Genomic DNA, 19,641 nt, shown 5'->3' with positions numbered 1-19,641 from the left:
CCCCGTTCGCGGGGTTGAGCCACCACGGCAGTTTGGCAACTCACGGCCGGCCCTTGCGCATGAGTCCGCTCCCATCGCAACGCAGTGATCAGCTGGGCCTGCCGCTGGAGGACCGGTTCGTGCTGGTCACGGCGTACGGTCGGTCGGACCAACCTGACCGTGCGGCAGGCGCCCATTTCGGCTGCCACGTGTGCGATGAGGCCGCGTCCGACACTGTTCAACAACGAGCCCGTGGCGACCTTCGACGGGCAGCGGCGCGTTCTGTGCGTCAACGGGAGGACTTCCTTGTCCGAACGGGTGGCACCAGGTGGCAGACGTCCCATGCGGTGGTTGGTCACTGCCGGGTCAGCGAGTCCAGAAGTTCACGGCCGTACCGCCACGAGCCCAGGTTGCCGGCGGAGTTGATGTGCCCGCACGCGCCCGCCAAGTGCCACCGCGCATCCCACTGCGCCGCGAAGCCGGCGGCCGCCTCGGGAGTGCAGTACGGGTCGTTGGCGCTGCCCACCACCAGGGCCGGGCACGGCAACGGTTGTGCCGCCACCTCCGTGAACGTCGCGGCAGCCTGACGTGGGAACGCCGGCCCCTGAGGGTCGGGCGGCGCGACCAGGAAGGCGCCACCTGTCGAGCTGGAGGGATTCTTGTTCAGCCAGACTGACGCAGCCCAGCAGCCCAGGCTGTGGGCTACCAGCACAACGCGGCTGTCCTGCCGGGAAGCACAGTCGTATGCCTCCTGGACAGCGTCGACCCAGTCGTCCAGATCGGGTGCGGACCACGAGGCGGGGGTGATCCTCACCGCCGAGGTGCCCCACTGCCGCTCCCACAAGGTTTGCCAGTGCTGCCCGTCCGAGCCGTCGATACCCGGGATGACGACGTAAGCGACCACTGCCCACCACCGTTTCACTCGTCGCCCCCTACGATCACGGGGGCGCCTGGCGCAGATTCTGTTGGATCGATCAGCGCAACGGCGGTAGCGCAAGTGATCTAAAAGAAAATGGTGCGGACAACGATGGAATCACTCGACCGGATAGACCGAGACATCCTCGCCCTGCTCCAGACCGACGGCCGGCTGACCGGCGCAGAGGTAGGACGCCGCGTCGGACTCTCACAACCCGCGGCCGGCGCGCGCATCCAGCGGCTGGAGAAAAGCGGCGTCATCACCGGCTACCGAGCGGTGGTCGACCCGGCAGCCCTCGGGCTGCACATTCACGCGGTCATCCGGCTCCGCACCACGCACGCCCAGCTCTCACGCGCCCTGGACTTCGCTTCCAGGACCTCCGAGATCGCCTCCACCCTCAGAGTCACCGGGGAGGACTGCCTCATCTTCGACGTCTACTGCCCGCAGGCAGGACGACTCGAAGAAGTCGTCGACGCACTTGCCCGTTACGGCCCTGTCACCACATCCCTCGTGCTCCGCGCCTACCCCCAGAAACCGCTGACCGATGCCACGACAACAACGTCATGACCCGCAACATCTCGTGCCGGATGCGGTGGCCGGTGCCGTCGAGGGTGAAGTAGCGCAGGGCGGTGAACCGGGCGCTCCCGGCTGGACGACAACGAGATCGGAGGCGGCGTTGGAGCCAGACGGTGGTGGACCGGCCCACCACCCCGCCTCCCGGGGACGCGGGGCGACGCCGTTGCTGGACGTCTTGCCCTCCGCGTGCAGCCGTTTGACCGCCGCTCGCGCGGCTGGGTGTGTGACCTGACCGGTGGTAGTCGCCGAACACCTCCAGCGTGTGGTCGGCCGGCTTGAACGGCCGCCGCTGCCGGGCCAGGGGGCGCTCCGGGTTCGCCGCGACGGCCGGCACCGCCTGGGCCGTGACCTCATCCGGGTTGGGCCGGATCACCGAGGCGACGCTGAACGACGATCTGCATCACCGCGACCGAACCGCTCACCGCCGACTTCTGGCCGTACTCCCGTTACGTCCCGCTCGACGAGTCCTGACCAAGGGGCGATGAAACCGCCTGCCGCGGACCCGTAAGTCCCAGCCCCCGCCGGCCCCTGACACCCGCCCCGCCGCCCTGGCGGGGCCGGTGGCCGCCCTCGGGCCTGTCTTCCAGAGCTCGCTGTGGGTTGTCAGGAGTGGGCGGCGCCGGTCATACGGAAATGGCCTCCGGCTGGTGCCGGGGGGCAGTTCGTTGCGGGGGTCGGCGGGGATGCCGGGTGGGGGTCAGCTCGCGTCGATGGCGTTGAGCATTGCCTCTTCGACGTGGTCGGCGGCGTTGCGGTGGCCGAGGGCGTTGGGGTGGACGAAGGACAGCTGGTCGGGCAGGGTGATGAAGCCTTCGACCCACTTGGAGTCGTCGCAGACGCTGTGGTTGCGGGACGGGGTGTAGAGGTCGACGAAGCTGGCGGCTTCCTGGGTGCCGGTCGAGTTGTTGATGGCCTTGTTGAGGGGTTCCAGGACGTCATCGCGCAGCCAGTCCAGGTCGCCCTGGGTGATCGTGCCGAACTGCGTCAGGTCGCCGAAGTTGCAGCTGGAGGTGTCCTGGGGGATGAGCGTGGGGTAGCCGACGGCCAGGATCTTCGCGTGCGGGGCGCGCTCGTGGAGCACGGCGAGCATCCGCTCGTACTCCTGACGCACCTTCTTCAGCCGGTCCGGGATGCCGGCGGCCAGGGCGTCCTTGCACGGGGTGCCCTTGCCGCTGCTTTCGCCGCCCAGCTCCGGGCACTTGAGGAGGAGGTCGGCGAAGCCGAGGGTGTTTCCGCCCACGCCGACGGTGATGACATCGGTGTCCGGGCCCACCGCCTCGGACTGCGGCGGCACCGCGGGGAAGGGGTAGTCCGGGTCCTCGGCGATGGGCGGCAGGTGACGGCCGATCGGGTGCTGGGGTGTGTCGGTGACGTTCTCGATGGTGGCGGCGCCGCAGCTGACGTTGGTCAGCTCGAAGAGACCATAGAGGTCGCGCTCGATGACCTGGGGGTAGGACCGGTCGGTGCGCTCGCAGCCGTCGCGCGGGACTTCGAAGGTGTTGCCCGCGGCCCGGATGACCCCGGCGGTGAAGGAGTCACCCAGGGCGACCCACTGGTGGTCCTCGGCCGCGGCGGCGGGTTGTGCCCTGGCGAGCTGCGCGGGGGCAAGAGCGCCGGCAGCGAGAGCTGCGGCCGAGCAGAGCAGGGCCAGGCGAGTGCGGAAGCGTGCCACGGATCCTCCAGGGATGCGGTGTTGGCGTCGCTTTGACCATAAAGAAGTCGTCACTCAGTGCACTAGATCCCATGCGGACAGTCACATTCGGATGTGGGGCGCACCTTTGTGGGGGACCGGTGTTCAGCGTGCTGACCACTCACCCCCTACGCGCGACCACTCGGAAGCGGTGTCTGCGCAGCACCGTGCCGGTTCCTGATCGACAACACGGCCCCGGCCTGACACACATCCTCCCGAGAGCTGTCCTGAACTCGATCACTGGCGAGCTCGACCCCAGCCGTACAAGGCCGCCAGAACTTAAGGCATGACCTGAGACGTCGTACCACTCGATGGTGGTACCGATGGGGCTGGCGGCGACGATGCGCTTGAGGTTGGACGGAGCGGGGGAAACCAGCTTCTGTCGCGATCGCCTGCTCAGCCCCGGCCCGCCCGGACCGAGGACGCACGGGCGATCACCCGGGGCTCGGGGGCCACCGACACCGGAGGTGTGGCGGTGTCACCGCGCAGGCGCGCCAGGAGCAGTCGTACCGCGTCGGAGGCCACCCGGTCCAGGTGCAGGTCGACCGCTGTCAGCGGCGGCTGGCAGGTGCGGGAACGCAGGCCGTCGTAGCGGGTGACGACCATGACGTCGTCCGGTACGGCACGCCCGCTCTCCCGTATCGCCCGGACCGCACCCACCGCGAAGGCGTCCACCAGCGCGCACACCGCGTCGATGCCGGGGTGCTCCGCGAGCAGGGCGGCACACCGCTCGTAGCCCGCCTGCTCGCCGCCCGACTCCGGCACTCTCGCCACGATCGGCGTCCAGCCGTACTCCTCGGCCAGGCCCTCGTACGCGGCGACCGCGTCCACCGACGAGTGCCGGGAACCGGCGCCCACCATCAGGGCCGGCCGGACGGCGCCCTGCTCGTGCAGGTGCCGCAGCAGCAGCTCGGCGACCAGCCTGCCGCGCAGATCGACGTACGGGGCGTCCTCCTTCGGTGACACCGGCCGGCCGAGCGCCACATACGGCAGTCCGCGTTCGCGCAGCTGGGCCGCCGCCGCGTCCTCGACGTCCGGCTCGACCACGATGGCCCCGTCGATGTCGAGGGAGTACAGGGCCGAACCCGACTGCACGGGCGGGACGAGCACGAGCGCGTAGTCGTGCACCAGGGCGCTCTCCGCCGCGGCGGCCGCGACCTCCATGTAGAACCCGAGCCGGGACGGGCCGCCGGCCACCGCGAACGGCATCGAGGACACCAGGGCGATCGCCTTCGCCTCCCCGCGCCGCAGCCGCTGCGCCCGCAGATTGGGGCGGTAGCCGAGCTCCGACGCGACCTGCCTGATGCGCTCGCGCGTCCGGGGGTCCACCTTGCCGAGCCCGTTGAGGGCGTGCGACACGGTCGTGCGCGAAACCCCGGCGACGCGTGCGACATCAGCGATCGTCGGCGGTTTCTGACCGGAGGCAAACGTAGCCATCTGCTCGGACACCCCTCGCGGACACGGACGGTTGATCCCACCATCTTCGCCGATCTCGGCATCAGGTCGTGCGGGAGGTCGTGCGGGAGCTTTTACGGGTGGTCGTACGGGTGGTGTGCCCGCGAGGCCGTCTCGCGCAGCCGGGGACCTCGACCGTGAGCTCGGCGATCTCGCGCCTGGCTCCACGGGGCGCCGTCCTCGTCCCGTCCTGAACGCATCCGGTGCTGCGGCGGGCCTTGACGGTGGGTCGACGGCCTCACATACTGGCGGCCAAATCGATTTGGCCAAATCGATTTGGCTCACCGTCCAGGGCGAGATCGCGGCTGAAATTCCGAGCGTTCCCGTACGCCCCGAACGGAGCCCGAACGTGTCCAGTCCCAGCGAGAGCCTGCCCGAAGCCGGACAGCCCGCCGCCCCCGGCCGTGCGGTGGTCACGCGCGGTGGCGGCGAGCCCGCAGCCGCCCCCGCCGACCCCCGGAGGCCCGGAACCACCCATCCCGTGGACGAATCGCGCCCGGTCCTGAAGATCCTCCTCTTCGGGATTCAGCACGTCCTCGTCATGGCCGCCACGCCCATCTCGGCGATCTTCCTGATGAGCGCCACGCTCGGGCTCGGCACGGAGCTGACCGTCGACCTGCTGTCCGCCGCCTTCGTGCTGTCCGGCGTCGGCTCACTGATCCAGTCGCTCGGTCCCTGGAAGTTCGGGCCACGGCTGCCGTTCGTGATGCTGCCGGGCGGGGCGCCCCTGATCCTTTTCCTCGCGATCGCGGAACAGCACGGACTGCGCACCGCCACCGGAGCGGTGATCCTCACGGCGGCGTTCTACTTCGTCGTGCTGCCGGTCTTCTCCCGGCTGCTCAAGTTCTTCCCCGCCCTGGTCATCGGCACGATGATCGTCATCGTCGGTGTCAACCTGGTGAAGGTCGGCGCGGTCCTCGTCACCGGACGTCCCGGCACGCCCGGCTTCGCGGATCCCCTCAACCTCGGCCTGGGCATGGCGACCATCGCCTTCACCGTCGTCTTCTACCTGCTCTTCACCGGGATCCTGCGCCAGCTCGCCGTGATGCTCGGCCTGCTCGCCGGCACCGTGCTCGCCGCCGCGCTCGGCGCGGTCGACTTCGCGGGCGCCGGCGGGGGACTGGTCAGCCTGCCGCGCCTGCTGCCCTTCGGCTCACCGGAGTTCAACCTCGTCGCCGCGCTGCCGCTGATGCTCTACAGCCTGGCATCCATGGCCGAGGCCACCGGCCAGACCGTCATCAACGCCGACGCCGTCGGCAAGGACATCGACAAGCGGACCGACGTGCCGAAGACCGTCCGCGGTGACGCCCTCACCTCCCTCTTCGGAGGCTTCTTCGGCCTGCCGCTCATGGTCACCAGCGGGGAGAACATCGGCATCGTCCGTGTCACCGGCGTCCGCAGCCGGTTCGTCACCGCCGCGGCCGGCATCGTACTGATCGTCATCGGGCTGCTCGCGCCCGTCACCAACGCGATCAGCGTGGTCCCCTCCGCGGTCATCGGCGGCACCGCCATGGTCGTCTTCGCCGTCATCACCGTGCTCGGCATCCAGATGCTCGGCCGCTCCGACCTCGACAAGCACACCAGCACGTTCATCTGCGCCGTCGCCCTCGCTCTGGGACTGCTGCCGATCCTGATCCCCGGCGTGTACGGCCACTTCCCCGCGAACGTCCGCATCCTGCTGGAAAGCGGAGTCGCCGTCGGCGCGTTCGTCGCCGCCGTCCTCAACGTCCTCTTCCACCACGTCCGGCCGGGCATCACCGCCCGTCTGGCCACCGCACGCACAGAAAGCGACCGATGAACCAGCCCGACCGCGACGCTCTCGCCGCCCCCGGCCCCCTCCTCCTCCAACCGGACGCGGTCCTGCTCCCCGAAGGTCCCGCCGACGGCTGGGCCGTCGTGATCGGCGACGGCCGCTTCGAGGCGGTCGGACCGGCGCACGAACTGGAGCGCACTTACCCGCTGTTGCCGCCCGTACGGTTGCCCGGCCATCTGCTGATGCCCGGCTTCGTCGACGCCCACCACCACCTCACCCAGAGCTTCGGCGCCGCGCTCGCCTTCGGGGAGCCGTCCGAGATATTCCGCCGGGTCTGGGTCCCGCTGGAGGGCGCGCTGGACGAGGAGTCGGCCTACACGGCGGCCAAGCTGGCCGCACTCGAAGCGCTGCGCGGCGGTTTCACCACCGTCGCCGACGCCGGTACCCGCGCCGGTGTGGACGTCGACGTGGTCGCCTCCGCCGCGCGCGACGCCGGAATCCGCTGCGTCCTGGGACTCGTCTGCAACGACGCCGACAGCGGAGACGAGGCGAGTCACCCGGCCGTTGTCGAGAACGCCGAGAAGCACCTCGCCCGGTATGCCGGCGACCCCCTCGTCCACGCTTCACTGGCCGTCTCCATCCCGGAGGCGGCCACGGAGGGGACCCTGCGCGCCACCGCCCGACTCGCCGCCGAGGCCGGCGCCGTCGTACAGATCCATGTCAACGAGCACCTCGCGGGCGTGGAACGCTCCCTGGTCCGGCACGGGCTGCGGCCTCTGGAACACCTGCACCGCGTCGGCGCGCTCGGCCCCCAGCTGCTCGCCGCGCACGCCACGCTCCTCACCCCGCGCGAGCTGACCCTGCTCGCCGACACCGGGACCGCCGTCAGCTACAACCCGGTCGCCAGCGCGTGGAAGGGCAACGCGGTCGCGCCCGCGACCGCCATGGCCGAGCGCGGCATCCGCTTCGGTCTCGGTACCGACGGCACCCGGGGCGACGGCTTCCGGCTCGCGGAGGCCGCGGAGTTCGCGCAGCGGCTGGCGTACGGTCTGGGCACCGGCGACTCTTCGTGCGGGGCCGGCTGGACGTGGCTGGAACACGCCCACCGCGGCGGTGCTGACGCCGTCGGCCTCGGTGCCCGTACCGGCACCATCGCCCAGGGCATGGCGGCCGACTTCCTCCTCGTCGACGTCGGCACACCGGAGCTCGCGCTCTCCTGGGACCTGCCCTGGGAACTCGTACGCCGCGGCAACCGGGACCAGATCACGGCTGTCTACGTCGCCGGACGCCTGCGCCTGTGGAAGGGCCTGCCGACCGACTGGGACGGGCCCGCGCTGGTGCGGCGCGCGGCCGAGCTGGCCCGCGCCGCCGTGGGCAGGGCGGACGTGACCCGGGTGCATCCCACCTCCACGGTGGCTCGGGCGCTGCACCGGTCGGGGGAGCGGAGCACGCGGCAGTGACCTCGGAGATGCTGACGGTCCTCGCCGTCACGGTGGCCGTGGCCGCGTTCGTCCAGGGCAGCAGCGGGCTCGGCTTCGCGCTGATCGTCGCGCCGGTGGCCGGGATGCTCGATGCCCGGCTGGTTCCGGTCTTCGTCCTGGCGGCGATGATCCCGCTCAACCTCTACGTCGCCTGGCGGGAACGGGCCTCGCTCGACCTGCGGGGGGCGGGCTGGATCACCGGGGCGCGGCTCGCGGCCACCCCGGCCGGACTGGCGCTGCTCTGGCTGATCCCGGAACACAGCCTCGGCGTGTTCGTGGGCGTCGCCACCGTGCTCGCAGCCGTCGTGAGCCTGGCCGCGCCCGCGTTCACGCCCGGCCGGGCCGCGTATGTCGGCGCGGGGGCGGTGACCGGACTGACGGAGACCGCGACCGGCGTCGGCGGGCCCCCGCTCGCGCTGGTCTACCAGCATCGGCCGCCCGCCGAACTGCGCTCGACCGTCGCCGCGTGCTTTCTCGTCGGGGAGGTCGCCTCCCTGGCGCTGCTGTTCGGTACCGGCAAGGCGGAGGTCGCAGAGCTCGGCCAGGCTGCCCTCCTGCTGCCGGCGATCGCTGTCGGCGCGTGGCTCAGCCGCCTGGTGCACCACCGTCTGGACGCCCGCAGGATGCGCCTGTTCGTGCTGGTCTTCGCCCTGGTCTCCGGCCTCGTCCTGATGCTCGGGGGGTGAGTGGTACGACCCCGTGAGGCGCACGGGCTCGCCGCGCGCCTCACGGGGCCGAAGGAACGCGCATGGGGCGGCACGCCGTCGACGGGACGGCCACCGCTCCATGCGCGCGAGATGTTTACTTCGCCGCGAAGGGGCAAGACGCTCCGGATGCCGTGCCTCCACATCGCAGCCGTACGCCTTGAAAGACGCGCTAGGCGCGCTCCTCTTCGCGCTGGTTCCGCACGAGCTGGACGGGGGGAGCGGTGAGCGGCATCGCCGAGGCTGTGCCCGCTCAGGCGGCGGCTTCGGCACCCACGGCCGTGCAGAAGACCGGGCCCGCGCAGGCGAAGCGGCGGGACGCCTTCTTCGACAACGCCAAATACGTGGCGATCGTGCTGGTCGCGATGGGGCACGCCTGGGAGCCGCTGCGCTCGGGAAGCCGCGCCGTCACCGCGCTTTACATGGTCGTCTACGCCTTTCACATGCCGGCGTTCATCGTGATCTCGGGCTACTTCTCGCGCGGCTTCGACGCGAGCCCGGGGAAGATCAAGCGCCTGATCACCGGCGTCGCCGTTCCGTACGTCGTCTTCGAGACGGCGTACACCTACTTCACCCGGTGGAGCGACGGCGTCCCCGACCGCCAGGTCAGCCTGCTGGACCCCCTGTATCTGACGTGGTTCCTCGCGGCGCTGCTCGTCTGGCGCCTGACCACCCCCATCTGGAAGAGCGTGCGGTGGCCGCTGCCCGTCGCCCTCGGCGTCGCGGCCCTGGCGACGCTCTCGCCGTCCATCGGCAAGGACCTCGACCTGCAACGCGCGCTGCAGTTCCTGCCGTACTTCGTGCTCGGCCTGTGCCTGAAGCAGGAGCACTTCCGGCTGGTGCGCCGGTGGCGAGTGCGCGTCATGGCCGTGCCGGTCTTCGCGGGTGCGCTGATGGTCGCGTACTGGGCGGTCCCCCGGATGGACTACGCCTGGTTCTTCCACCGCGCCGCCGCCGAGGACTTCGGCGTCCCCGCCTGGTACGGGCCGCTCATGACCCTGGCCGTCTTCGGCTGCTCGACGATCCTGGTCGCCTGCTTCCTCGCCTGGGTGCCCGGACGCCGCATGTGGATCACGGCGCTGGGCGCGGGAACGCTCTACGGCTATCTGCTGCACGGCTTCGTCATCCAGGCCGCCAACCACTGGCACTGGTCCCGCCTCGACTGGTTCCACCAGCCGCTGGGCGAGATCACCGTTTCCCTCATCGCCGCCGCGGTCGTGACCCTGCTGTGCACTTCACCCGTACGGAAGGTTCTCCGGTTCGCCATGGAGCCGAGGATGGACTGGGCCTTCCGGAAGAGCATGACCCTGACGGGGAAGGGCGAGGGCGTCGTGCGGAAGTAGCAAGGGGGGAGCGGTTGGAGCGCTTGGGAGCGGAGCGCCTGCGGAGAGAGCCGGCCGGCAGGCGACGCCGGCCGCTGTGACGTACCGATCGCCCGAACGTGACCATGGGCGTCTATACGATGTCCGCCCGGGAAACGGACGGCGGCGGATGGAGACAGGGCGTGACGGAGGAGCAGCGGCAGCGTTCCCGGCGGCGGGGGCAGGGGGAGCTCGAGGCTCTGGTCCTGTCGGCACTGCGGGAAGCGGACGGCCCGGCGACGGCCGGCTGGGTGCAGGAGCGCCTGGGCGGAGACCTCGCCTATACGACGGTGATCACCATCCTGACCCGGCTGCTGGCCAAGGGGGCGGTCACGCGCGAGCGGGCGGGCCGGTCCTTCGCCTGGACGCCGGCCTCGGATCAGGCGGGACTGGCCGCGCACAAGATGCGCAAGGTGCTGGACGCCGAGAGCGACCGTGAGGCGGTGCTGGCCAGCTTCGTCACCAGCCTGGGACCGGACGACGAACGGCTGCTGAGAGAATTGCTGAGCCGGGCCAGGGACGAAGAGGACGACTGAAGCTCCATGGGGGTGTTCGTTTTTCTGCCGCTGGTGCTGCCCCTGACGGCGTGGCCGATCGCGCGCCTCGCCGAGCAGCATCTGCACCCGCGCACCACGGCCCGGCTGCTGACCGGGGTGGCCGCGGTGATGGCGGCGTGCAGCACGGTGTGCCTGGGCCTGGTGATGGTGGTCGGCACCGCCCAGCTCCCCGGCAATCCGCTGCCGGACGGCTGGTCGGACCCCGAAGTGCGCGAGGCGGTGCCGTACGACGAGGTGGTCGGCAAGGCGGCGATTCCCGCTCTGTGCGCGGTGCTGGTGGCGTGCGGCCGGATGCTGTGGCGGCACGGCCGGGTGCGCCGTCGTGCTCACCGGGCGCTGGCCGGGCTGCGGGAGACGGAGGTTGCCGTCCTGCCGGACGACGACCCTTACGCTTACGCGCTGCCGGGTGGCCGGAGGGGTCGCGTGGTGGTGACCACGGCCCTGCTGGACTGTCTCGAACCGGCCGAGCGCCGGGCGCTGTTCGCCCATGAGCGGGCTCATCTCGCCGCCCGCCATCATCGTTTCCTCCTCGCGGTCCAGCTGGCCGCGCGGGCCAATCCCTTCCTGCGGCCACTGCGGACGGCGGTGACGTACGCGGCGGAACGGTGGGCGGACGAGGACGCGGCCCAGGCGGTCGGCAGCCGGCGGACCGTGGCCCGCGCGATCGGCAAGGCGGCACTCGTGTCGCGCGGGACGCCCGTGGCCACCCTGGCGGGTTTCGCCGCGGCCGGGCCGGTGCCGCGCAGGGTGGCGGCCCTGCTCGGGCCCGCTCCCGTGGCCCGCGGCTGGCCGTCGGTGTTCACGTCGGTGTTCACGTCGGTGGGTCTGGCGGCATGGGGCGCGGCCGTGGGGACGGCCGTGTCGGCGATGTCGTCGGCGAACTCGGCCGTGACGATGGTCCTCATCCTGCGCGCGGCGACGCCGCTTTGACCCGGACCCGGTCAAGTCCCAGTGGGTGCGGCGGGTGCGGCGGGCCGGCGCCGAAGGCCGTCCGAAGGTCGTCGGCCCGCCGCAGATCCTCGTCAGGTCAGAGGTCGAACTCGTGCGGCGGCAGACCGAGGGCGTAGCACGCCTCGCGGACCACGGCCTGCTCGTCCTTGTCGAAGTCGCCGTCGGCGCCGCCGATGACGATGCCGATCTGGATGACGGCACGGGCCTCGGCCGGCTTCTTCTTCGCCTTGGCGATCTCCTGCATGACGCTCACCTTGCCGAATGCGAAGTCCGTGGCGAGTTTGTCCAGGTTCTGCTCGAAGCGGCGCCGCAGGTCGTCGGCGTCGAAGTTCCGCAGCACTTCGTTGGTGGCGATCAGCTGGGCCACGCGCTGCCGCTCGGAGGGGTCGACCGTGCCGTCGGCGGCTGCGACGAGCGCGCACATGGCCATGCTCGCATCGCGGAAGGCGCCGCTCTTGAGGTCGTTCTTCTTCGCCACGAGCTGGGTCTGCATCGTCGACGCGGACTCCTTGACGCGGTCCCACAGGGCCATGAGAACTCCAAACTGGATACAACTGGATACGGGGGGGTCGCGGCGGGCGCCCGGTCGGACGCCCGCATCTTCTACAGCAACGTAGAAGTTAGCGCGATGGTTCCCGCCGAGGGCGATCGCTCAGCCCTCGTCCTCGTCGCCCTCGAAGAAGTCCCCGACCTCGTCGACCACTTCGGCCGCGACCATGCCGCCGACGACGCCCACCGCCAGCCCGGCGGCGCCCGCGGCGGCGGCCGTCCCCATGCCGGGCCCGGACCGGTGGTGGTCGTCGTGCCCGTCGTGCCCGTAGCGTCCGTGGCCGGCGTACGGGTCGCCGTGAGCGCCGTACGAGGCCCGGTGCTCGACCAGTTGACGGATCCAGGCGTCGACCTCGGTGTTCCAGTCGCGGGCGTCGTGATGGCCGACGGTGAAGCGGGTGAGCGCGTCGTGGCCCGAGGTGAGGAAGCCGCCGCGCTTGTCGGCCTCCAGGACGACCTCCAGGCCGCCGGGGCTCGCGAGGAAGGTCACCTCGATCTCGTTCACCTGGTGCGCGTACTGCGGCGACGGGGTGATCTCTATCTCCTGGTAGAAGGGCAGTTGCTGTCCCGTGCCGCCGATGCGTCCGTACTCCAGGTCGGCGGACTCGAAGCCGAAGCCGAGTTGGCCGAGCGCTTCGAGGATCGCCTCCTGGGCGGGCAGCGGGCCGACGGTCAGCGGGTCCAGGTCTCCCTTGTCCTTGGCGCCGGCCACCGACAGCTCCGTGCGCACACCGAGGACGATGCCCAGCGGCTGGCCGTACAGCTCGGTGATCGGGGTCTCCCACGGCAGGGTCACGCTGAACGGCACACTGCGCTGCTCGCCCTCGGCGAGCCGGAAGCCGCCACCGACGGTGTAGCGCTCGAAGGCGACGACGCCCTCGCTCTCCCCGTCGTCGTGCTCGGCCTCTACCCGGGCCACCAGCTCCAGCGTGATGTGCTCGATGTCGAAGCCGGCGTTGCCGCCCTTGAGATGGACCTGGCCGGAGAGCGTGCCGCCGGGCTGGACCGGTCCCGGGTCGAGGACCGTGTCGACGGTGGGACCGCCTACGCCGAGCGAGCCGAGCAGTCGTTTGAACACCATTGTGGCGTCCACTCCCTACACGTGCGTGCGTCGCTGAGGGGTGATGCCGCCGACCACCCCTTCTACAAGTGTGTAGAAGCATAGGGGGTCGGGGCGCGGACGGGGGGCGATCCGCCCTCGCGGTACGGAAGTCCCGCACTCCCGTCAGCTGTGAGACGGCGGTTCCTCCCGCTCGATCACCGTGCCGGTGACCACGGTGCCGGAGCCTGCGGCTCCCTTGGGGGAATCCTGCTCCTTCAGCGCCTTGGTCTCGCTCTTGAGGATCCGGGCGGCCTTACCGGCCGAGCGGGTCAGTTCGGGCAGCCTTTTGATCGCGAGGACCACGATCACGACGACGAGGATCACGGCGAGCTCGCTCAAGCCGAACATCAGGTAGGCCCTTTCCCAGGTGGTGCAGGCCGACCGCTGCCGGCCTGCTGGTTACGCACGATAATCTACGATGCTGTAGAAGTTTCTTCCCGGGGTTGATCGCCAACAAGCGCTTCTTCTGGGCTCGTTGACCGGGAGTGCCCCCGAGGTGAGGCGTTGGGGCGGCGGTGTCCGAAGTGGAGCGCGCTGTGTGGTCAATGTCACGGCAGCCGACGTACCTACTGGTCGGTATCCTCGCGGAGAGCCGCGACGACAGGAGGCGCGATGTCTGCGACCAACCGCCAGATCCGTCTGGCAGCCCGCCCCGTGGGCGAGGTCAAACCCCAGGACTGGGAGCACTGTGCGGGTTCCGTCGATGAACCGGGCCCGGGCCGGTTCGCGGGCCGGACACGTGTGATCTCCCTGGACCCGGCGATGCGGGGCTGGCTGGACGACCGTCCCTCCTACCTGCCGCCGGTGGGCATCGGTGAGGTGATGCGTGCCGGATCGGTCATCGAGGTCACCGCATCGAACCACCCCGGCTTCCAGCCGGGTGATCACGTGGTCGGAACGTTCGGCGTCCAGGAGTACGTGGTCTCCGACGGCAAGGGCGCCATGAAGATCGACACCTCTCTCGCCCCGCCCTCGACGTATCTGGGCGCGCTGGGCATGCCCGGCATGACCGCCTACTTCGGCCTGCTGGACGTCGGCGCGCTGAAGGACGGCGAGACCGTAGTGGTGTCGGGAGCGGCCGGCGCGGTCGGTACCATCGCGGGTCAGATCGCGAAGGCCAAGGGCTGCCGGGTCGTGGGCATCGCCGGAGGGCCGGAGAAGTGCGCACTGCTCACCGACGAACTGGGATTCGACGCGGCGATCGACTACCGCGCCGAGGACGTCAGGAAGGCGCTGCGCCACCACGCCCCGGACGGCATCGACGTCTACTTCGACAACGTGGGGGGCGACATCCTCGACGCGGCCCTCACCCGACTGGCGATGCACGCGCGCGTCGTGGTGTGCGGTGCCATCAGTCAGTACAACAACGACACTTCGGTCAAGGGCCCCTCCAACTACCTCTCGCTGCTGGTGCGTCGCGCCCGTATGGAGGGCTTCGTCGTCTTCGACTACGCCGAGCGCTACGCGGAGGCCGCCCGGGAGATCGCCGCCTGGATCGGTGCCGGCCGCATCAAGGTCAAGGAGCACGTGGTCAGGGGGACCGTCGACGACTTCCCCGACACGCTGCAGATGCTCTTCCGCGGTGAGAACGTCGGCAAGCTCGTCCTGGAGCTGGCGTGACGGCCGCCGAGAGCGGGGCCGCGCTCGAGGGCAAGGTGGCGATCGTCACCGGCGGCGCCAGCGGACTGGGCCGCGCCACGGCGCTGGCGCTGGCGGAGGCGGGGGCGCGCGTCGTGGTCGCGGACCTCGACGCGCGGGGCGGCCGCGAGGTGGCCGAGATGGTCGACGGCCATTTCCGCGCCTGCGACGTCTCCGACCTGGAGGCCAACCGTGCGCTCGTGGAATTCGCCGAGCAGCAGTGCGGTGGTGTCGACATCGCGTTCCTCAACGCGGGAGTGGCGTCCGGGTGCGGCGTCGGTGAGGACTTCGACCTGGCGCGCTACCGCCGCGCGATGGGCGCCAACCTGGACGGCGTGGTGTTCGGCACGCATGCGGTCCTGCCGGCGCTGCGGGCCCGCGGCGGAGGGGCGATCGTCGCGACCGCGTCCCTGGCGGGGCTGGCGGCGGTACCGCTGGATCCGCTGTACGCGGCCAACAAGCACGCGGTCGTGGGACTCGCACGCTCCCTGGGACCGGCTCTCGCGCCGCACAACGTGCGCTTCAACGCCGTCTGCCCGGGGTTCGCCGAGTCACGGATCATCGACCACCTGCGCGACATGCTCTCCGAGCAGGAAATGCCGATCATCCCGGCCGAGGTCGTGGCGGACACGGTGCTGCGGATCGTCACCGGCGACGGCACCGGGGAGTGCTGGTTCGTGCAGGCCGGACGTGACCCGGAGCCGTTCCGTTTCCGTCACGTGCCTGGTCCGGGCAAGCCCGTCGGCGTTTGAGGGCGCACCGGCAGTCCGTGGCGGACACGGGCTGCCGGTGCACCGGTGCACCGGCAGGCGCACAGGGTGTCCTGCCCATGCCGCCTCTGCCGCTCCTCAAGCCGTCCTCGGTCAGCCCTCCGGCTGACCCCGCAGCATCTTCGAAAGGCATGTCTCACGATGACCACGGCCGACCACGCCGAGCCCGCATCCGTTGTCCCCCCGGTGGATCACCGCAGAGAGGTCGCGGCGGAGACCGCCCGGTTCGTCGCGGCGGTCAGGGGCGCCGACCTGGCCACCGCGGTGCCGAGCTGCCCCGGCTGGACGCTCGCCGACCTGGTCAAGCACACGGGCAGTGTCCAGCGTTGGTTCTCGGCCCTGCTGCGGGCGCGCGTCCAGGAACCCCCGCGTACACGTGAGGTGGACCTGCGGCTCCCCGAACAGGAGGACGGATACGCCGACTGGCTGGCCGAGAGCGCGACCGTGGCCGCGGACGCCTTCGCAGCCACCGACCCGGACTTTCCCATGTGGGCGTGGGGCGTCGACCAGCACGCCCGCTTCTGGGCACGCCGCATGCTCTTCGAGACCCTGCTGCACCGGGCCGACGCCGAGCTCGCACTCGGCCTCCGGCCCGTCATCGACCGTCAGGTCGCCGTCGACGGGATCGACGAGTTCCTGGTCAACCTGCCCTTCGCGGCCTTCTTCGCCCCCAAGGTGGCCGACCTGCGCGGCCCCGACAGGACCATCCGCTTCCGCACGACCGACGGAGACGACGCCTGGCTGGTTCGCCTGCGGCCCGACGGCTTCGGACTGGACACGTCCCGTCCGGCCCCGGACACCGCCGACGCGACCGTCCGGGGAACCGCGGCCGATCTGCTCCTGCTCGTCTACGGCCGCCTGCCCTACGAGGCAGACGGCCTCGCTCACGAGGGGGACGAGGACCTGCTGGCTCACTGGTTCGCCAACTCGGCCTTCTGAGGCCCGACGGGCCCCGGCAAGGGCCCGCCTCAGCGCAGTTTGAGAAGGCCCGCGTCGACGACCGCACGGCCGAAGGGGCTCGCGAGTTCGGCGAGACGCTCACAGCCGGCGTCACCCAGAGGCGCGTAGGCGGGAAGGGCCAGACGGTCGGTGCGGTCCTCGATGTGCCGGCGCAGGCTCACGCCTTCCGGGCTGAGGGAGTCTCCGTCGAGGAGACCGCGCTCGCGCAGGCGCTCCTGGGTGGCGGTCCACGCCTCCTCGGGCCATGCACGGCTCGCCTTGAGGAAGTCGACCGGAACGTCGCCGGTCGCGGCGTGCAGGATCAGGGCCTCCAAGCCCCCGACGCCCTCGCTCAGCAGGCACGCGACATGGCCGTCTCCGCGGAACTCCCGGAGCAGTGTCTGGGCATGCCACAGCTGCAGTACCGGCTCCTCCGGCCAGGGCAGCGCGGCATGAGCCGCGAACAACGGGCGGCCCTGCGCGTGTTCGCAGGCCGCCTCGGCGGCCCGGCGGGTCAGCGCCAGGACTTCGTGCAGGTCGGGCAACTCGTGGATGCCCGCTCGCCGCAGGGCCTCGCCCGCCGCGGCGTACCGCGCGTCCAGCACCTGCTGCGGCGTCGTCGCGTCCCAGGCTCCGTCGACCGCCCGCCGTACGGCATCGGGGTTGAAGTTGTAGAAGGTCGAGATGACCAGCTCGGCGGATGCCCGGCCGAACGCGGCGCTCCGGGAGGTGAAGTACCCGGCGCGTCCGCCCAGTCCGAGCTCGGCGTACCGTCGCCTTCCCTCGGGGACGAAGTAGATCATGGCGTGTACGGGCTCGAGACGGCGCCAGGCCGCGCGTGCTGCCTTCATGGGGTCACCTCTTCGGAGAGTCGACGGCGGGGTGTCCGGTGAACGAGGGCGTTCGGTGAAATGGGGCGTCTGGTGAACGAGGGCGTTCGGTGAACGGCGTATTAGCTGCCGGTTCAGTGCTCGCCGTGCGCTCGCAGGTGGTCGAGCAGCAGGCGGCTCAGAGTGTCGGGCGCTTCCTCGGGGATCCAGTGGCTCACGCCCGGGAGGGTCTCGAACCGGTACGGCCCGTCGACCCACCTCGCGGTCTCCTGCGCGGCTGCCGGCCCGAACGCGCTGTCCCCCGTGCTCCAGACATACAGCGTGGGTACGTCGATGACGCCGATCGCGCCGTCGGGGCGGCCGGCCCGGTACCAGTTCAGCGCCGCGGTGAGAGCACCCGGCTGGGACAGGTGGCGCACGTAGGCGTCCGCACTGTCTCGCGGGACGGTCTCGGCGTAGAAGCCGCGAAGCGTTCGGGCGTCGTGGGCGAGCATGCGTTCCTCGGTGGCCGGTGTCTCGCGCCAGTCGATCATGTATTGGGAACGTGCGCGCTGATCCTCGTCGGTGCGCAGGGTGTTTGCCAGTGCGCCGGGGTGCGGGGTCGAGACAACGGTCAGGGTGCGGACCCGGCCGGGGTGGGTGTGCGCGGTCCACCAGGCCACCGCGCCTCCCCAGTCATGGCCGACCAGATCGAACGCAGCCCAGCCCAGTTGTTCGCTGATCGCTACCACGTCGTCGACGAGAAGGCCGATGCGATAGTCCTCGGGGCGCTGGGGGCGGGCGCCGGGGGAGTACCCACGCTGGTCGGGTGCCACCACCCGGTAGCCGTGCGCCGCCAACGCCGCGATCTGCCGCCGCCACACCAGCCCTGTCTGCGGGAAACCGTGCAGCAACAGCACCGGGCGGCCTTCGGGCGGACCCGCCGCGATGGCATCGAACACGCCCGCACCCGTGGGGATGCTCAGCTGGGTCACCATTCACCTCCCCATACCAACTAGTCGGTAGCTTTTCCTTGGAGGGGGTGGGCTGTCAAGGGTGGCAGTTGAACCTGACGTCGAATTCAACTATAACGACGCTCGGACTTCCGGACCCGAAGCTCACGGACGGCCCGAAGCTCACGAACGACCGACGCTCACGAACGACCGAAGCTCACGGACGAACCGAACCAGAGGAGCAGTGAGGCGACATGAGGGAAGCAGTCATCGTTTCGACGGCCCGGACGCCCATCGGAAAGGCCTACCGCGGCGCGTTCAACGACACCCAGGCGCAGGAACTCGCCGCCCATGCCCTGTCGCACGCCGTGCGGCGCGCCGGGCTCGAGGGAGGTGAGGTCGAGGATGTGATCTTCGGCTGCGCCGTGCAGCAGGGGTCCTCCGGCGTCAATGTCGCGCGACAGGCCGTTCTGCGTGCGGGTCTTCCGGACACCGTGTCGGGGATGTCGATCGACCGGCAGTGCTCGTCGGGCCTGATGGCCATCGCCACGGCCGCCAAGCAGATCGTCACGGACGGCATGCAGGTCGCTGTCGGCGGCGGTGTCGAGTCGATCTCCCTGGTGCAGAACGACCACATGAACACCCACCGCATGGCGGACCCCTGGCTGGTCGAGCACAAGCCGAGCATCTACATGCCGATGCTGCACACGGCCGAGATCGTCGCCGAGCGCTACGGCGTGAGCCGTGAACGCCAGGACGAGTTCGCGCTGCTGTCGCAGCAGCGCACCGCGGCGGCGCAGGAGGCCGGCCGGTTCGACCGGGAGATCGTCGCGCTTCCCAGCGTCAAGAAGGTCCTGGACAAGGAGTCCGGAGAGGTGCGGGACGAGGAGGTGACCCTGGCCCGGGACGAGGGCAACCGAGCGTCGACGACTCTGGAGGGCCTGGCCGGGCTGCGGCCGGTGCTGCCCGACGGTCAGGTGAGCGCGCGTTCCACCGTCACGGCGGGCAACTCCTCGCAGCTCTCGGACGGGGCCTCGGCGTCGGTGCTGATGGAGTCGAAGGAGGCCGAGCGCCGCGGACTGGAGCCGCTGGGGATCTACCGGGGCATGGCCGTCGCCGGCTGCGGGCCGGAGGAGATGGGCATCGGGCCGGTCTTCGCCATTCCGAAGCTGCTGAAGCAGCACGGCCTGACCGTCGACGACATCGGCCTGTGGGAGCTCAACGAGGCGTTCGCTTCCCAGGCGCTGTACTGCCGGGACGAACTGCACATCGACCCGGAGCGGTTCAACGTCGACGGCGGCGCCATCTCCGTCGGTCATCCGTACGGGATGACCGGTGCCCGGCTGGTCGGGCATGCCCTCATCGAGGCCAAGCGCCGGGGCGTTCGGTATGTGGTGATCTCCATGTGCGTCGGCGGCGGCATGGGCGCGGCCGGGCTGTTCGAGGCTGTCTGAGGTG

19 protein-coding genes are annotated in these 19,641 nt (G+C 70.7%); 11 read left to right on the top strand and 8 right to left on the bottom strand.

The window, feature by feature from the left end; translation table 11 throughout:
• Positions 1-334: 334 nt before the first annotated feature.
• Positions 335-883: an RBBP9/YdeN family alpha/beta hydrolase gene (locus AMK31_RS37435; RefSeq protein WP_073945208.1), complete on the bottom strand. Its 549-nt coding sequence runs from the start codon at positions 881-883 to the stop codon at positions 335-337.
• Between the two features lie 123 nt (positions 884-1,006).
• Between AMK31_RS37435 and AMK31_RS37430 the strand changes: the two genes are divergently transcribed.
• A complete protein-coding gene (locus AMK31_RS37430) occupies positions 1,007-1,462 on the top strand; it encodes an Lrp/AsnC family transcriptional regulator (RefSeq protein ID WP_073945262.1) in 456 nt (151 codons plus the stop codon).
• Positions 1,463-2,168: 706 nt separating this feature from the next.
• Here the strand turns inward: AMK31_RS37430 and AMK31_RS37425 are convergent.
• Together AMK31_RS37425 and AMK31_RS37420 are read right to left on the bottom strand one after the other, a co-directional pair.
• On the bottom strand, positions 2,169-3,143 hold the full coding sequence (locus AMK31_RS37425) for an SGNH/GDSL hydrolase family protein (protein ID WP_073945207.1): 975 nt from the start codon (positions 3,141-3,143) through the stop codon (positions 2,169-2,171).
• Positions 3,144-3,557: 414 nt separating this feature from the next.
• Complete coding sequence (locus AMK31_RS37420) at positions 3,558-4,598, bottom strand: LacI family DNA-binding transcriptional regulator (RefSeq protein WP_073945261.1); 1,041 nt, start codon at positions 4,596-4,598, stop codon at positions 3,558-3,560.
• 367 nt (positions 4,599-4,965) lie between these two features.
• Here AMK31_RS37420 and AMK31_RS37415 point away from each other — a divergent pair, with 367 nt between their 5' ends.
• The 6 genes from AMK31_RS37415 (at position 4,966) to AMK31_RS37390 (ending at position 11,402) form a co-directional block, all read left to right on the top strand.
• Positions 4,966-6,414 carry a uracil-xanthine permease family protein gene (locus tag AMK31_RS37415; protein ID WP_079187101.1) on the top strand — a complete coding sequence of 483 codons (1,449 nt, stop codon included), beginning with the start codon at positions 4,966-4,968 and terminating at the stop codon, positions 6,412-6,414.
• Positions 6,411-7,829 carry an amidohydrolase family protein gene (locus AMK31_RS37410; protein WP_073945205.1) on the top strand — a complete coding sequence of 473 codons (1,419 nt, stop codon included), beginning with the start codon at positions 6,411-6,413 and terminating at the stop codon, positions 7,827-7,829. The genes AMK31_RS37415 and AMK31_RS37410 overlap by 4 nt, the downstream gene beginning before the upstream one ends.
• 8 nt (positions 7,830-7,837) lie before the next feature.
• Positions 7,838-8,536, top strand: a complete 699-nt coding sequence (locus tag AMK31_RS37405; RefSeq protein WP_385312693.1) for a sulfite exporter TauE/SafE family protein — start codon at positions 7,838-7,840, stop codon at positions 8,534-8,536.
• Positions 8,537-8,778: 242 nt separating this feature from the next.
• Positions 8,779-9,897, top strand: a complete 1,119-nt coding sequence (locus AMK31_RS37400) for an acyltransferase family protein (protein WP_107468840.1) — start codon at positions 8,779-8,781, stop codon at positions 9,895-9,897.
• A 119-nt stretch (positions 9,898-10,016) separates the two neighbouring features.
• Positions 10,017-10,451 carry a BlaI/MecI/CopY family transcriptional regulator gene (locus AMK31_RS37395; protein ID WP_073945259.1) on the top strand — a complete coding sequence of 145 codons (435 nt, stop codon included), beginning with the start codon at positions 10,017-10,019 and terminating at the stop codon, positions 10,449-10,451.
• 6 nt (positions 10,452-10,457) lie between these two features.
• Positions 10,458-11,402, top strand: coding sequence for a M56 family metallopeptidase (locus AMK31_RS37390; RefSeq protein WP_073945203.1), 945 nt, complete (start codon positions 10,458-10,460; stop codon positions 11,400-11,402).
• 97 nt (positions 11,403-11,499) lie between these two features.
• Here the strand turns inward: AMK31_RS37390 and AMK31_RS37385 are convergent, their stop codons facing one another.
• The 3 genes from AMK31_RS37385 to AMK31_RS37375 all read right to left on the bottom strand — a co-directional run bounded on the left by AMK31_RS37385 (position 11,500) and on the right by AMK31_RS37375 (position 13,422).
• A complete protein-coding gene (locus AMK31_RS37385; protein WP_073945202.1) occupies positions 11,500-11,955 on the bottom strand; it encodes a tellurite resistance TerB family protein in 456 nt (151 codons plus the stop codon).
• Positions 11,956-12,075: 120 nt separating this feature from the next.
• A complete protein-coding gene (locus AMK31_RS37380; RefSeq protein WP_073945201.1) occupies positions 12,076-13,053 on the bottom strand; it encodes a sporulation protein in 978 nt (325 codons plus the stop codon).
• Positions 13,054-13,197: 144 nt separating this feature from the next.
• Positions 13,198-13,422: a twin-arginine translocase TatA/TatE family subunit gene (locus AMK31_RS37375; RefSeq protein ID WP_073945200.1), complete on the bottom strand. Its 225-nt coding sequence runs from the start codon at positions 13,420-13,422 to the stop codon at positions 13,198-13,200.
• Positions 13,423-13,686: 264 nt separating this feature from the next.
• On the opposite strand from AMK31_RS37375, the gene AMK31_RS37370 reads away from it, so the two are divergent.
• From AMK31_RS37370 to AMK31_RS37360, 3 genes are all read left to right on the top strand, one after another.
• Positions 13,687-14,694 (top strand): NADP-dependent oxidoreductase, encoded by a 1,008-nt coding sequence (locus AMK31_RS37370; protein WP_107468838.1) that lies wholly within the window; start codon positions 13,687-13,689, stop codon positions 14,692-14,694.
• Positions 14,691-15,464, top strand: coding sequence for an SDR family NAD(P)-dependent oxidoreductase (locus AMK31_RS37365; protein WP_073945199.1), 774 nt, complete (start codon positions 14,691-14,693; stop codon positions 15,462-15,464). Before AMK31_RS37370 ends, AMK31_RS37365 begins: the two co-directional genes overlap by 4 nt.
• A 204-nt stretch (positions 15,465-15,668) precedes the next feature.
• Positions 15,669-16,421: a maleylpyruvate isomerase family mycothiol-dependent enzyme gene (locus AMK31_RS37360; RefSeq protein ID WP_241842857.1), complete on the top strand. Its 753-nt coding sequence runs from the start codon at positions 15,669-15,671 to the stop codon at positions 16,419-16,421.
• Between the two features lie 29 nt (positions 16,422-16,450).
• On the opposite strand, the gene AMK31_RS37355 is transcribed toward AMK31_RS37360, so the two are convergent.
• Positions 16,451-17,272, bottom strand: a complete 822-nt coding sequence (locus AMK31_RS37355; RefSeq protein ID WP_073945197.1) for an SCO6745 family protein — start codon at positions 17,270-17,272, stop codon at positions 16,451-16,453.
• Positions 17,273-17,385: 113 nt separating this feature from the next.
• Complete coding sequence (locus AMK31_RS37350) at positions 17,386-18,228, bottom strand: alpha/beta fold hydrolase (RefSeq protein ID WP_073945196.1); 843 nt, start codon at positions 18,226-18,228, stop codon at positions 17,386-17,388.
• Between the two features lie 209 nt (positions 18,229-18,437).
• On the opposite strand from AMK31_RS37350, the gene AMK31_RS37345 reads away from it, so the two are divergent.
• Positions 18,438-19,637, top strand: coding sequence for an acetyl-CoA C-acyltransferase (locus tag AMK31_RS37345; protein WP_073945195.1), 1,200 nt, complete (start codon positions 18,438-18,440; stop codon positions 19,635-19,637).
• Positions 19,638-19,641 lie beyond the last annotated feature (4 nt).

It is taken from the genome of Streptomyces sp. TSRI0107, from assembly GCF_001905845.1.
Taxonomy (GTDB): Bacteria; Actinomycetota; Actinomycetes; order Streptomycetales; family Streptomycetaceae; genus Streptomyces.
Note: the sequence above shows the minus strand (reverse complement) of the source record. Positions and strands in the feature narration are given on the sequence as shown.